The following is a 14,642-nucleotide window of genomic DNA, read 5'->3' on the forward strand; positions in this document are numbered from 1 at the left end:
AGGATTGTCGATAATCATTGTCGATCACCTAGTGTGATTTCTCCTCCGTCGAAATGACAAAATTATGGTTACAATGTGTAATAATACTTCGTGAGGTTGCTTCATTCCTCGCAAGGACGTAATTCTACCTGTATTTATCATTCAATCCAACATTATTCAAAATCATCGGGATTATTTTCTCGATTCTGGATAGTTTGGTTTTTTCCTGTTTTGCAGTTTCTACGTATTCTAAAAACTCGTATTGTTTATAAGGACTAAACTTTTGAAAAGCTTCTGCTAAAGCCGGATTTTTATCCATTTCTTTTTGGAGAAGTTCAGAAACTATGGCTTCTTTTTTTGAAGGTTTAATGATTTTACCCTGCTTTTCGTTTTCTATTGCTTCTAGAATATATTCAAGAACTTCTTTCTCGTTTATTTCTTCTTTTGAAGTAAAACGCCATTGGCGCATAGATTTTGTTTTGTCTTCCTGAGCGTTAATGAGTTTCTTTTTTTCATCTTTTAAAAATACGCCATTCAAAAACCAAATGGCAAAATGATCTTTAAAACCACCAATTCCAATAACATTTCTTTTGTTGTAAACATAAATAGGACCGCCCCATTTTATGGTTTCAACCAGTTCCGTTTTGTCAATAATTGATTTCAGGAAAAGAAGTTCTTCTTCCCACTTATTGATTTTGTCCCAAACGTGTTTTTTATCAGAATTCGGCTCCAATTTATCTTTTTCCTTTAGGTTTTTCAGTTGTATCAAAAATGCCCGGAGTTGCTGTTAATTCTGCAATCTTCACAATAACATCTGTTGCTTTTTGAATGCTTTCGGCAGGAACATATTCATATTTTCCATGAAAGTTATGTCCACCCGCAAAAATATTCGGGCACGGTAATCCCATATATGACAATTGCGAACCGTCAGTTCCGCCACGAATAGGTTTAATGATCGGTTTTATATTCAGTTCTCGCATTGCTTTTTCGGCAATATCAACAATATGTTTTACCGGAAGCACTTTTTCCTTCATATTGTAATACTGATCTTTTACTTCGGCGGTTACAATATCTTCACCAAATTGTCTGGCGAATTTTTTATTGATTTTTTTGGCAATTTTTCCAATTAAATCTTTTCTTTTTTCAAATTTGATTTTGTTGTGATCACGAATAATCAGTTCCAAAACGGTTTCTTCAATACTTCCCGTTAAATGATGAACGTGAAAAAATCCTTCATATCCTTTTGTTTCCTGAGGTGTTTCACCTTTCGGAAGTTCGTTGATGAAATCATTTGCAATCAACATCGAATTGATCATTTTTCCTTTTGCATAACCAGGATGAACGCTTTTTCCTTTAAAGGTAATTTTAGCTCCGGCGGCATTAAAATTTTCGTATTCTAATTCACCAATCTGGCTTCCGTCCATCGTATAAGCCCATTGAGCACCAAATTTCTCCACATCAAAATGATGTGCGCCGCGACCAATTTCTTCATCGGGAGTAAAACCAATCCTGATTTTTCCATGTTTAATTTCAGGATGCTGAATTAAATATTCCATTGCAGAAACAATCTCTGTAATTCCGGCCTTATCATCAGCGCCAAGCAAAGTTGTTCCGTCTGTAGTAATAATGGTTTGTCCTTTATACTGCAATAAATCTTTGAAGTAATTTGGGGATAAAATGATGTTTTTTTCAGCGTTTAAAACAATATCTTTTCCATCGTAGTTTTCAATAATTTGAGGTTTTACATTAGCTCCGCTAAAATCCGGCGAAGTATCAAAATGCGAAACAAAACCAATTACAGGCACTTCGTGTTCAACATTACTTGGTAAAGTAGCCATGATATACGCTTTATCGTCTATAGTGACATCTTGCAAACCAATTGTTTTTAGTTCTTCGACTAATTTATTGGCAAGATTCCATTGTTTTTCTGTGCTTGGTGTAGTTTGTGAATTTGGGTCTGATTCAGTATCAATTGTTACATAACTGATAAAACGATCTATAATATGCTGCATTTCTTTATTTTTTAGCAAATATAAACAATTATTAAGGGGTTTAAAGATAAAAAAGTTCGCCACGAACTCACGAATTTTAATTGTTTGCTTAAAACTTAAAAATCCAATTTCAAGAATTAATTCATGAAATTGGATTTTATATTTTAATTAATTTGTGCTAAAAAAATCATTGCACACATCTAAAACCAATATGATTTGCCGGAGATTGATAATCGCCTTTTCCCCTGGTGCCAACCATATAACGCGAGCAATATTGATCTGTACATAAAAATGATCCGCCGCGTTGTACTTTTTTAAGCAATCCCGGTTCTGCAGGATCATAAGCTTTTTCGGCGCCTTTTGGATTTTTGGTTACTTGTCCGCTTTCACTTAAAATAGTATAATAATCAGGAGTGTACCAATCGTTTGTCCATTCCCAGACATTTCCGCCAATATCATAAAGACCGTAAGAATTAGGTTCAAATTTGGCAGTTGGTGCAATACCAATATAACCATCTTCGCCTGTATCGCCTTTTTCAATAGGAAAATGTCCCTGATAGATATTAGCCTGAAATTTTCCTTTAGGTTTTAAGTTATTTCCCCATGCATACAATTGTCCTGATTTTCCTCCGCGGGCTGCAAATTCCCATTCAGCCTCAGTTGGTAATCTTTTGCCTGCCCATTTTGCATAGGCAGCGGCATCATCATAAGAAACCTGTACAACAGGATATTTCTCTTTGCCAATTATAGAACTCATTGGTCCTTCAGGATGTCTCCAGTCGGCACCGGCAACATAAGTCCACCATTGCATATAATTATTTAAATTTACACTTGCCGGCGTAGGGGTAAAAACTGCAGATCCGGCTATTAAATTTTCTAATGGAGCATCAGGATATTCTTCGTGAGTTGGTTTTTTTTCTGCCAGCGTTACATAACCTGTTGCTTTTACAAAAGCTGCAAATTGTTCGTTTGTTACTTCGGTTTGATCCATAAAAAAACCATCAACATACACTCTGTGAATTGGTGCTGCATCTTTTGTGATGCCTTTTATGCTGCATAAACTTTCGTCTTCAACATTGCTTCCCATAGAGAATTCTCCACCCGGAATCCAAACCATTCCTTTAGGTGCTTTGCCCAAAGGCTTATTTTTATTTTCTATTGTTGGTTTAAAAACAGATTCGCCAGTTGCATGCGGAGTTTCGGTACAATCTTTTGCTGCTATTTTTTCATTTTTTTCTTTCGGAATAAGCTTCGTGTAACCAAATGCAATAGAAATTATCGAAATGGCTAATATGGCAAATATCCAATACCTTTTATTTTTCATGAGGATCAAGTTTTAATTTGAAAGTAATTACTAAGCAGTAAAATTAGGTCAAAGTTAAAAAATTATTCTATTAATTCTATAGGGTAAATAAAATAAATAATTTCGTTATTTATCTTCCTCAACCTGAACAACTTCGTATTTATCTTTGCCGTCAACCTGAACGGGTTGGTAATATGTTTCTCCAAATTTTACATATTTTACATCTCCTATGGTCACTTCTTCACCGCCTTCGGGTAAATTATCGACCACAGTTCCTGCAGTTGGAGCAACGACTTTATAGCTGCTTCCATCTTTTTCATAATAAGTTCCACCGTAATAATAATTATTGACAGTTCCGGTATTTACTGTTTCTGCACCACTCGGAATATTGTTTACAGTTCCGCCAACTGGCGCAGGTACAGCGGTATAACCTCCGCTTGTTGGGGTATACCAAACTCCTTGATCATAATGATACTGCGTACTTTCAACGCTTATCACTATGGCTGTAACGGCCAAAGTAGCCGCAAAAAAGCCCCACGGATGCCAAACCGGTCCCCAATAAAAAGGTCTGTAAGGATGAAAGAAATAAGGATTGTAAGCGCGATAGCGATAACCACCGTATACATAAGGAGGGCGAACGTAAGGTCTAACTCCGGTCTTACAACGGTATTACGATTGTTGCGAACATGTACACTATTGTTTACATTGATATTTACATTGTTTCTGTTAACCGTATTTCCGCTAATATTCGTGTTTCTGTTACCAATATTATTATTGCTGTTTCTGGTTGCTGAGTTTCTGTTTGTATTTCTATTTCCGGCTTTTGAATTGGTAGTTGTTGCCGGTCTTGTAACTTTATTGGCAGGTTTTTTAATTCCTGAATTATTAGAACCCGGTCTGGTTTGCGTTGCAGGTCTTTGTACTGCGGGTCTTGTTGCACCTCCGCCAGGTCGATTTATACCGCCACCGCCATGTCTTTGCGCTATACTTTCAATAGAAATCATGAAAATTGATCCCATTAAACATACAAGCGCAATTTTTCTAAGAATCTTTTTTATACTTTTCATTTTCAGTCTTTTATGGATATTAAAATTATTAAAAAAAATTAAGAATTATTTAAAAAAACAAAATTCATTTTGAGTTTTGTTCGGTATATATATCTGATAATAAGTAGCATATACTTTGGTTTCTGTCTTATAATGAAATATCCCATTGTATTCTAAAACGCCATCCCTGAGCCAGCGGTAACGTTTTATCCTGATAATCAAAATAGCTGAACTCTGTTGTTAGTTTGTTTTTATGACCGCTAAAAAACCAGTTAAACGCAACTGTAGATTCATTTTGCAAATTATCCCTAATAGCATTATCCGGACGGTAAGTGGCGTATCTTCCTGCCATTTCCAGTTTTTTTGGCCACCAGGCAAATACATTATGAAAAAAATAACCGGCCTGAGCATAATATCCTTTCATAATAGTGGTTTCATTATTATCCAGTTTATCAATGATTTCTTTGGTATGCCATTCACTTTGCCATGAAAACCCGCGATACATAAAAGCAGTTTCAATATTCCATTGATTTACGCGATATTGCCCTGGCGCGCCATCTTCAAAACCATCTAAATAACCACCGCCTGATTGCGAAAACCGAGTGTACGGGCTTCGGTTTGTAACGGCCGAAAAAGCAATAATTGGCGTTGGTTTTTTATGAAATTCTAAATCACTTCCTTCAAAATCAAGAAATCTTCCCAGAAAATTCCATTGCGCGCGGCCAAAATACATTAAGTTATTGTCGTCGTTTGAAGTATTTCCTCGCCCGGTTCCTGTTAAAGCTGCCGCCCAATAATTAAAATCAGCAATTCCTTTTCCTTTAAGATGCCCGTATATTTCAACACCCATTTGCCGATCGACTGTAAACGGACGATTAATTAAAGATCTGTCTACGGTTTGTTGTTCGCCGCTGCTGATAAAACGTTCCCGCGTAAATTCTACCTTCCATTGACCCACTTTTAAACTAATCCATTTGTATTTTTCGACCATGATTCTAAAATCAAGCAAATTGGACTGACTCAATTCATATTCCCAATAATAATTCAGCCAAGGTTCAAAAGCATGACCGCCAACCTTTAATCTTGCTCTATTGATTTTAAAAGTCGTTTGTTTATCCTGACTATAATCATCATAAGTAAGCGGATCCTGATCATTTGGCGTTGAAAACCGAAATTGTAAACGGCTCTGCAATTGAAAAAGAAATTTATTATCATTCGTTCGCAATTCAATTCCTTTTTCGCCATATCTAAAATGAATTAGTTTGGTCGTATCTTTTATTTGTTGTGAAAATCCCGAAATACTCAATAACAACAAAATCGCCGGCAGATATTTTTTTAAGTGATTTATGATTCTATTGATGATGTACATTGGCTTTAAAATCAAATAATTATGATTGTTGTGAAACAAGAATTTTCTTAATATTTATTAAGTGATTCAAAATTAGCTATTAAAAGATCTAAAAGAGATATTGAAAGACTTGACATTGTTTCATTTTATAATTTGCAACGTTAAAAAAATCATTCTTATAAAAAAGAGCCATTTTCAAGTATTATAATTAAATTTGCAACCGAAAAAATAACACAACAACTCTTATGTATAAATTGATAATTCGCCCGATACTTTTTTGGTTTGATCCGGAAGAAGTACATTATTTTACTTTTTCATTTGTTAAATTCATATCAAAAATCCCTGGAGTTTCGGCAATAATAAAATCAATTTACGAAGTAAAAGATGCGCGTTTAGAACGTGAAGTTTTTGGAATAAAATTTAAAAATCCGGTTGGACTTGCGGCAGGATTTGACAAAGACGCCAAGTTGTATAAGGAACTTTCGCATTTTGGTTTTGGTTTTATCGAAATAGGAACTGTAACTCCCGTTGGCCAGGAAGGAAATCCTAAAAAGCGTTTGTTCCGTTTAAAAGAAGATCAGGCAATTATTAACCGAATGGGTTTTAATAACGGCGGAGTTCTGGAAGCTGTACAACGCTTAAAAAAGAATTCAGGAGTTTTAATTGGAGGAAATATTGGAAAAAATAAAGTAACGCCAAACGAAAATGCCGTTGACGATTATATCATTTGTTTTGATGCTTTGTTCGATCACGTGGATTATTTTGTGGTAAATGTGAGTTCGCCAAATACACCAAATTTAAGAGCTTTACAAGATAAAGAGCCTTTAACAGCTTTGTTGCAGACTTTGCAAAACAGAAATGTAGAAAAACAAAAAACAAGCACTCAAAAAGTAAAACCAATTCTTTTAAAAATTGCTCCGGATTTAACAAACGAACAATTACTGGATATTATTGATATTGTAAAAACAACCCAAATTGCGGGTGTAATTGCAACAAACACTACGATTTCAAGAGAGGGATTACAATCGCAAAATCAATCTGAAATGGGAGGATTATCCGGAAAACCATTAACGAAACGTTCTACAGAAGTGATTCGTTTTCTTTCTGAAAAAAGTAATAAAGCATTCCCAATTATTGGAGTAGGAGGAATACATTCTGCCGAAGATGCCATTGAAAAAATAAATGCAGGCGCAAGTTTAGTGCAATTGTATACAGGTTTTATTTATGAAGGTCCGGCGTTGATAAAAGCAATCAACAAAAAGATTTTAAAACAATTGTAAAAGCAGCGTTTGCACAAGAAGCCCGATAGTTATTGCGACACCAAAACTGATTAAAGTACCAATTAAAACATATTCGGTAAGTTTTCGGTCTTTGGCTTCTTTTAAATCTCCAAACCTAAAAATAGATTTTGCAGCCAATAAAAAGCCAATCGCTTCAAAATGTCCGGTTAAGATAAAACCGAATACAAACAAACGTTCCAGAATACCAATATAATTTCCTGCATTGGCAAGAGAATTGTCCTGATTACTATTTTCGGTTTCAGGACTCCATATCGAAATGATGGTTTTGATGAAAATAGAAGTTGGTTTTGTAATCAATAAAAATCCGGTTATAAAAATCCAGAATTGATTATCGAACCAAAGAAAATTGATGGTTTCGTTTTGATAGCATAATACAATTGCAATTAAGACCAAAACATGAGCGATTTGATCTGCAATAAACCACGTACGTTTTGTTTTGCTTTTTTGAAAATGTAATTTGATTAAATCGATAATTCCGTGCGAAACCGCGATTAAAACAGCATACGGTATAAACTGAATTTCTCCCGCCAATATGGCTGCCAAAACTCCGTGAAGCAAAATATGAAGATATAAATAAATACTTTTATGTTTTTTTGCTTCTTTATCAGCAACCCAAGCGTTTGGCTGCCATATAAAATCGCCTAATAAATGTGCTAAAAGTAGTTTTATAAATAAAATCATGGCGTTGTAAGTTGTTTTATTTGTGTTCTAAAATAACGATCTAAATTCATAACCAAATCATACTGGGCACGTTTTTGTCTTCGGCTCACCGCAGCCTGATTAATGCCTAATTTTTGTCCCAGTTCTTCCTGCGATAAACCAGGGTTTTCTATAGCAACAACAACAGCTTCTGCCGATTGTGCCAGCCAATTATCCATAAATGTCAAAGCGAGCTGAATCATCAGATTCATTCTTTCATCTATAATTTCATCGCCCGTTCGTATGGCTAAAGTCACTTTTTGTTTTTTTAAAGTTTCAAAAAGTTCTCCTGAGTTTATAAAAGCAGAGCCGTTACTTTCGGATATTTTCTTTGCATTATGCGTTTTTTCTCCAAAACCAATACTCATTCTGGCGTCTAATTTTATAGCCTTTAGACTAGCTTTTACCAAAATAGCCGTCAATAAAGCTTCTTCAGGATTTTTTATTTCTATCTGAAACTCATCTCCGCGGTAAACCTCCCATTGACTTGGCGTTTTTCCAAAAGGAGATAAAATTTTCTTTAAACCTTCGACCCAGTTTTTAGATTTTTGCTGTCTTGAACCAATTATGTCACCTGTAATTACGCTCGTCATAATATTCAAATATAATTAAAAATAAATAAACTTTATATTACAAATATATATAATATTTTTTAATTATTACACTTTTTGGTAATAATGTGTATTATTACGTTTTTTGGTAATATATATAATTATTACACTTTTTGGTAATATTTTGCATTATTACCATATTGCGTAATACTATGATTTAAGAAATTATTATCTTTTATTTCTTTAAAAAAGAAGCTAACTTAGCATTCACAAAAGAATAAGCTTTGAATAAAGAAATCAAAATTATCGAATGTCCGCGGGATGCCATGCAGGGTATCAAAACTTTTATTCCAACCAAGAATAAGGTTTCATACATACAAGCTTTGCTTAGAGTGGGTTTTGATACTATTGATTTCGGGAGTTTTGTATCTCCAAAAGCGATTCCGCAAATGCAGGATACAGCCGAAGTTTTGGCGCAGCTTGACTTGTCGCAAACCACCAGTAAATTATTGGCTATAATTGCCAATACACAAGGCGCGGCATTAGCATCAGAACACGAACCGATTCAATATTTAGGTTTTCCTTTTTCTATATCTGAGAATTTCCAGATGCGAAATACGCACAAAACAATCGCAGAATCTTTAATTACACTTGAAGAAATTCTTGAAATTGCCGATAAAAAAAACAAAGAAGTCGTAACCTATCTTTCAATGGGTTTTGGAAATCCGTACGGAGATCCGTGGAATGTTGAAATTGTAGGCGAGTGGACGGAGAAACTCTCCAAAATGGGCGTGAAAATTTTATCACTTTCTGATACAGTTGGCAGCTCGACGCCCGAAGTTATTACCTATCTTTTTTCGAATTTAATTCCAAAATATCCTCAAATCGAATTTGGTGCACATTTGCACACCACACCAAATAGCTGGTTCGAAAAAATTGAAGCCGCATCAAAAGCAGGCTGTACTCGTTTTGATGGCGCAATTCAGGGTTTTGGCGGCTGCCCGATGGCAACGGATAAACTGACTGGAAATATGCCAACAGAAAAGCTGATTTCTTATTTTACATCCAATAAAAAAACGACAGGATTAAATTCATTAAGCTTTGAAAGTGCCTATAACGAAGCTTCAAAATTATTTGGAAAATATCATTAAAAAAAGTAGTACATTTACTACTCATGAATAATAAGACTCAGTAAATCAACGTTGTTTCTTATTATCCAAAAGATATTTTAACCATGAAATTAAACTTCATCAACAGCGTTTCGAAAGTTTTAATTGCAGCATCTTTATTTTTTTCCTGTTCGAGTGATTTAGATTTCGATCAGGTTAAAGATTTAAAGTTAGAACCTGTTTTTGTAGCAAATCTGGCTTATTTTGATCTTCCTGCAAATAAAATTATTGACAACGGAGAAGGACAAATCGCCTTTGATGTTGATGGTTTTGATGTATTAAAAAATAAGTTTTTTAATAAACATCTAAAAAAAGCCGAATTTAATTTTGAGATTGAAAACACGATAAACAGGGCATTTTCTGTTGCAATAATACTCCTTAACGATAGTAATGAAATTCTTGATACTTCAACTTTTCAAATTCCCGCTTATACCGGAGGTTCAAATATTATTAAATATCCACCGGAAGTATTTGAAAATCAAAGATTAGATATTTTAAAACAAGCTACTAAAATTGGTTTTATAGTCAGGATTGCGTCAGGACCTCCTTTGAATCAAAATAGTGTAGGTAATTTAAAATTACATTCAAGTGCAACTGTTTATATGGAAATCGAATGAGAAAAATTTGCATATTTCTGGTTATTACTTTTCAGCTTGCTTGTTTTTCTCAAAACAAAGAAGTCTTATATAATTTTACGGCAATTCCGCAGTCATTACTTGTAAATCCGGGTGCTGACGTTTCATATAAATATTATTTCGGGATTCCGTTATTATCCGGAGTTTCGGCAAATTTAGGTTCGAGCAGTTTTTCTGCGTATGATTTATTTGCGAATAATGGAGTAGATTTTAATGACAAAGTCCGCAATATTATCAATAAATCTTCCAGTAATGATAAAACACAAATCAATCAGCAACTCGAATTATTTTCTGGCGGATTTAGAATTGGGGGCGAAAAAAGCAATACCTATATTTCATTTGGTGCTTATCAGGAATTTGATTTTTTGCTTTATATGCCAAAAGATCTTGCCGTTTTAGCATTAGACGGAAATCAAAATCACATTGGTAAATCCTTCAATCTGGCGGATTTAAATCTGAGGGCCGAAGTGCTGTCGGTATTTCATATCGGACTTCATAAAAAAATGAGCGAAAAACTGGTTTTAGGCGGTCGCGCTAAAATTTATTCAAGCGGTGCAAACGCCACATCTACCAAAAATTCAGGCTTTATTTATACAGGTCAAAACATAGGAACGCCAAATATTTACAATCAGGTAATTTCGTCAAATTTAGAACTTAAAACATCCGGAATTTCCAGTTTTACAAAAGACGAATACGACGGAAATATTGCCAAAGATATCGCCAATAATACTTTCTTCAACGGAAGTTTAGGTCTTGGTTTAGATGCCGGACTTACGTATTATTTTAAAGAAAATCTTCAATTTACAGCAAGTATTGTCGATTTTGGTTTTATAACCCATACAAAAGATATCGAAACATTAACCTATAAAGGGCAATACACTTATAACGGCGTCAATCCAAATTTTGATACTACAGATGATCCCGAAAATGTATTTGATGAGTTTGACAAAGCCATTCCGCGCGATACACTTTATAACAAATACACCACCTGGCGACCTGTAAAATTTTATTCTTCTATTCAATATTCTTTTGGAGAATCACGATTTGGAGATGATTGTAATTGCAAAGGATCCGTTAAACGTAAATACATGAATGCTGTTGGAGGACAATTGTTTATAATGAGCATGCCAAGAGAACCTTTTGTGGCAGTAACGGCTTTTTACCAACGAAGTATTTTCGAAAAATTAGATGTCAAAGCCACTTATACTTTTGATGCTTATTCTCATACAAATATCGGATTGGGGCTTTCGGGAACCATTGGAAAATTTAATATTTATGCTCTCGTCGATAATGTTTTTGAGTATAAAGATGTTTCGAAGGCCAATAGTATCGCATTTCAATTCGGCTTAAATTTTATTTTTCCTGATTCTAAAGATTAAATTTTTCACCATATAAGTTCATATTATTTTACGGTAAATCATAAATTAATTATGCGTAAAAAAAAGAGCAAGACTTATTCAGCAGCTTCAATTTTAGATTTACTTATATAGCTTATATGGTGAAAAAAACAGCAGGATTTCGAATTTGGAATTTCAATTTTGGATCATATTTATTTGTAAGAACTTTCTCGTACACAGAAAATTAAGAAAAAGTTAGTATTCAAGTTTCCAATTTATTCATTATATTTGCACGCAATTCAACTAGAAATTGCAACATGATAGCACACAACTCCAAGATCATCGGCGAAGGTTTAACTTACGATGATGTATTATTAGTACCTAACTACTCGAATGTGCTTCCTCGCGAAGTGAGTATCAAATCAAAATTTTCAAGAAACATAACACTAAACGTTCCAATAGTATCAGCTGCTATGGATACCGTTACCGAAAGTGCAATGGCAATCGCTATGGCGCAAGAAGGCGGGATTGGTGTTTTACATAAAAATATGACCATCGAGCAACAAGCGGCGAAGGTTAGAAAAGTAAAACGTGCAGAAGCAGGAATGATTATCGATCCGGTAACTTTGCCAATGAATTCAACCATTGCAGATGCAAAAAATGCCATGAAAGAATTCGGAATTGGCGGAATTCCAATCGTTGATGAAAACAGAATTTTAAAAGGAATTGTTACAAACCGTGATTTACGTTTCGAAAAAAACGGAGCAAGACCAATCATCGAGGTAATGACAAGTAAAAACTTAGTTACTGTTGCCGAAGGAACTTCACTAGAACAAGCCGAAGTAGTTTTACAAGGACACAAAATCGAAAAATTACCGGTTGTAAATGCAAATAACGAATTAGTTGGTTTAATTACTTTTAGAGATATTACCAAATTAACTCAAAAACCAATTGCAAATAAAGATATTTATGGTCGTTTAAGAGTTGCCGCAGCCATTGGAGTTACTGGCGATGCAGTGCAAAGAGCCGAAGCATTAGTTGCTGCAGGTGTAGACGCAATCATTATCGATACAGCTCACGGACATACAGAAGGTGTGGTAAATACACTAAAACAAATAAAAACAAAATTCCCAAATATTGATGTAATTGTTGGAAACATTGCAACTCCGGAAGCTGCTAAATATTTAGTTGCCAATGGTGCCGATGGTGTAAAAGTAGGAATTGGTCCCGGTTCTATCTGTACAACACGTATCGTTGCAGGTGTTGGTTTTCCTCAATTTTCTGCAGTTCTTGAAGTAGCTGCAGCGATTAAAGGAACGGGAGTTCCGGTTATTGCAGATGGTGGAATTCGTTATACAGGAGATATTCCTAAAGCAATTGCTGCAGGTGCTGATTGTGTAATGTTAGGTTCATTATTAGCAGGAACAAAAGAATCTCCGGGAGAAACTATTATTTTTGAAGGAAGAAAATTCAAATCATACCGCGGAATGGGATCTGTTGAAGCGATGCAAACCGGCTCAAAAGATCGTTACTTTCAGGATGTTGAAGACGATGTTAAAAAATTAGTTCCCGAAGGAATTGTTGGACGAGTTCCTTACAAAGGAGAATTAAACGAAAGTATGCTTCAGTTTATTGGAGGTCTTCGTGCCGGAATGGGATACTGTGGTTCAAAAGATATTCCGACTTTACAGGAAACCGGACGTTTTGTTAGAATCACGTCAAGCGGAATTACAGAAAGTCACCCGCATAATGTTACTATTACAAAAGAAGCTCCAAATTATTCAAGATAATTTTTAGCTTTCCTTATAAAACAAAAGGCATAAGATTTAGTTTCTTATGCCTTTTTTTATTTAATTTTTGGTGATTTGAACTGTTTGATTAAAACCACTTTTTGAATTTACTTTCAAACTGAAAGCATCTTGTTTTAAATCAAAAACAAGATCAATATCTAAAATATATTGATTAGCAAAATGATTTGGAATGTCATATCTTAATTTTCCATTACCATTTCCACTGGCTTCTATATTATATTTTTGATCTGAAATGTTTGCAGTATATTTTTGTACAATCTCAAAATTAGCAGTTTGACTTTCAATACTTATTAATTTATAAATAGTAGTTATTTGCATATCGAAACTCATTCCGGCAATTGGAATATTGAGCGGATTTTCTTGCGAAAATGATTCTCCAACTTTCATTTTCTTTTCAGGAAGTGCAATCTGAGAAAAGGTTTTTTGCATCATTTCAAGAAGGCTTTTTTTGAATGATTCATCCATGCCTTTTGAAACAATTGAATCTAATTGAGGCATAGTTGATAAAGACGCTTTTCCGTAAATAAGAGTTCCATCAGGAATAATTGATGCTTTTTGTTCTGAATTTGTCGATTTAAGAAATTCAATAATTACGGGAAAATTCCCATCTTTTGCTTCTTTCCCTGTTTTAATATTACTTTCTATTAATGTTATACTTTTTGCTCTGGTCGGATTTTCAACTCCACGACTTTTTAGAACTTCCAAAATACTATCGGCAGCAATATAATAAAGTTCTGTTTCTGATGATTGTTCAACCACTTGTCTGTACGTTGCCTGCGGTGAATAAGCAATTTTAAAATCAAGAATTTTATCTGATTGCCCATAATTAAAAAAAGGAACAGAAATCAGAATAAACAAAAGTATATTTTTCATGTTTTGAAGGTATTTCTCTATTTATTCAACAATCGAAATCCCATTGTTTAATTCATCAATTAGATTTTGATTTTGCTCTATTGCTTCTGCCTGAGCGCCAAATTGCATTTGTATAGAACCACCTTTTCCGTTGTATATAAAGCCTTGATATTTATATAGATAATCATTGTAATCTAATTCACATTCAAAGTAATTTACGGTTATGGCGTTTATTTTTTTCTTATAAATTTTTAGATTTTTTACTTTTCCAAACTCTTTATATTCATCTTCAATAGTAGATTTGAGCTTTTTATCAGATATAAAATAGTCATATTCAATAAAATAAGCATTTACCAGATTGTATTTATCATGAAATTCAACATCCCAACTTTCTGATTCCGGGTTTTTTACCCAATGATCAGGATTGTAGTTTATATGGTAAAGTTCTTTACGACTTGTATAAGTCTCAGTTTGCGAATTGGTTGCAGCTTTTTGCGCCATTGAAAAAAAGCCGGACATTAAAAATAGGAAAAGTAGATTTTTTGACATTTTATGTAAGATTGGGTGATAATATATAAGACGAAAATAGCAAATTAAAATAACTTAGACTCAAATATTTA

14 protein-coding genes and 1 pseudogene are annotated in these 14,642 nt (G+C 34.1%); 5 read left to right on the forward strand and 10 right to left on the reverse strand.

Annotated features, from left to right (window positions below; genetic code table 11):
* Positions 1-124: 124 nt before the first annotated feature.
* The 6 genes and pseudogenes from OLM54_RS00935 to OLM54_RS00960 form a co-directional block, all read right to left on the reverse strand.
* On the reverse strand, positions 125-712 hold the full coding sequence (locus OLM54_RS00935) for a YdeI/OmpD-associated family protein (RefSeq protein WP_264536745.1): 588 nt from the start codon (positions 710-712) through the stop codon (positions 125-127).
* 1 nt (position 713) lies between these two features.
* A complete protein-coding gene (pepT, locus tag OLM54_RS00940; RefSeq protein ID WP_264536746.1) occupies positions 714-1,991 on the reverse strand; it encodes a peptidase T in 1,278 nt (425 codons plus the stop codon).
* Positions 1,992-2,157: 166 nt separating this feature from the next.
* On the reverse strand, positions 2,158-3,294 hold the full coding sequence (locus OLM54_RS00945) for a formylglycine-generating enzyme family protein (RefSeq protein WP_264536747.1): 1,137 nt from the start codon (positions 3,292-3,294) through the stop codon (positions 2,158-2,160).
* 105 nt (positions 3,295-3,399) lie between these two features.
* A pseudogene (locus tag OLM54_RS00950) lies at positions 3,400-3,864 on the reverse strand (DUF6515 family protein); the annotation flags it as partial.
* The gene (locus OLM54_RS00955; protein ID WP_319802303.1) at positions 3,771-4,340 is read right to left on the reverse strand and encodes a hypothetical protein; all 570 of its coding nucleotides are present in this window, start codon (positions 4,338-4,340) and stop codon (positions 3,771-3,773) included. The gene OLM54_RS00955 and the pseudogene OLM54_RS00950, both read right to left, overlap by 94 nt.
* A 127-nt stretch (positions 4,341-4,467) precedes the next feature.
* A complete protein-coding gene (locus OLM54_RS00960) occupies positions 4,468-5,688 on the reverse strand; it encodes an OprO/OprP family phosphate-selective porin (RefSeq protein WP_264536748.1) in 1,221 nt (406 codons plus the stop codon).
* A gap of 224 nt (positions 5,689-5,912) precedes the next feature.
* Here OLM54_RS00960 and OLM54_RS00965 point away from each other — a divergent pair, with 224 nt between their 5' ends.
* Positions 5,913-6,947 carry a quinone-dependent dihydroorotate dehydrogenase gene (locus OLM54_RS00965; protein ID WP_264536749.1) on the forward strand — a complete coding sequence of 345 codons (1,035 nt, stop codon included), beginning with the start codon at positions 5,913-5,915 and terminating at the stop codon, positions 6,945-6,947.
* On the opposite strand, the gene OLM54_RS00970 is transcribed toward OLM54_RS00965, so the two are convergent.
* Positions 6,933-7,649: a DUF3307 domain-containing protein gene (locus OLM54_RS00970; protein ID WP_264536750.1), complete on the reverse strand. Its 717-nt coding sequence runs from the start codon at positions 7,647-7,649 to the stop codon at positions 6,933-6,935. The two genes, OLM54_RS00965 and OLM54_RS00970, sit on opposite strands and share 15 nt — an antisense overlap.
* A complete protein-coding gene (locus OLM54_RS00975; RefSeq protein WP_264536751.1) occupies positions 7,646-8,260 on the reverse strand; it encodes a SatD family protein in 615 nt (204 codons plus the stop codon). The genes OLM54_RS00970 and OLM54_RS00975 overlap by 4 nt, the downstream gene beginning before the upstream one ends.
* A 242-nt stretch (positions 8,261-8,502) precedes the next feature.
* Between OLM54_RS00975 and OLM54_RS00980 the strand changes: the two genes are divergently transcribed.
* From OLM54_RS00980 to guaB, 4 genes are all read left to right on the forward strand, one after another.
* Positions 8,503-9,369 carry a hydroxymethylglutaryl-CoA lyase gene (locus OLM54_RS00980; protein ID WP_264536752.1) on the forward strand — a complete coding sequence of 289 codons (867 nt, stop codon included), beginning with the start codon at positions 8,503-8,505 and terminating at the stop codon, positions 9,367-9,369.
* A gap of 83 nt (positions 9,370-9,452) precedes the next feature.
* A complete protein-coding gene (locus tag OLM54_RS00985; protein WP_264536753.1) occupies positions 9,453-10,004 on the forward strand; it encodes a hypothetical protein in 552 nt (183 codons plus the stop codon).
* Complete coding sequence (locus tag OLM54_RS00990; RefSeq protein ID WP_264536754.1) at positions 10,001-11,401, forward strand: DUF5723 family protein; 1,401 nt, start codon at positions 10,001-10,003, stop codon at positions 11,399-11,401. The genes OLM54_RS00985 and OLM54_RS00990 overlap by 4 nt, the downstream gene beginning before the upstream one ends.
* Positions 11,402-11,676: 275 nt before the next feature.
* The gene (gene guaB, locus OLM54_RS00995; protein ID WP_264536755.1) at positions 11,677-13,149 is read left to right on the forward strand and encodes an IMP dehydrogenase; all 1,473 of its coding nucleotides are present in this window, start codon (positions 11,677-11,679) and stop codon (positions 13,147-13,149) included.
* A 60-nt stretch (positions 13,150-13,209) separates the two neighbouring features.
* Here guaB and OLM54_RS01000 read toward each other — a convergent pair whose 3' ends face one another.
* A complete protein-coding gene (locus OLM54_RS01000) occupies positions 13,210-14,043 on the reverse strand; it encodes a DUF6263 family protein (protein WP_264536756.1) in 834 nt (277 codons plus the stop codon).
* 21 nt (positions 14,044-14,064) lie between these two features.
* A complete protein-coding gene (locus OLM54_RS01005) occupies positions 14,065-14,571 on the reverse strand; it encodes a hypothetical protein (protein ID WP_264536757.1) in 507 nt (168 codons plus the stop codon).
* Positions 14,572-14,642 lie beyond the last annotated feature (71 nt).

Source organism: Flavobacterium sp. N1736 (assembly GCF_025947065.1).
Taxonomy (GTDB): Bacteria; Bacteroidota; Bacteroidia; order Flavobacteriales; family Flavobacteriaceae; genus Flavobacterium.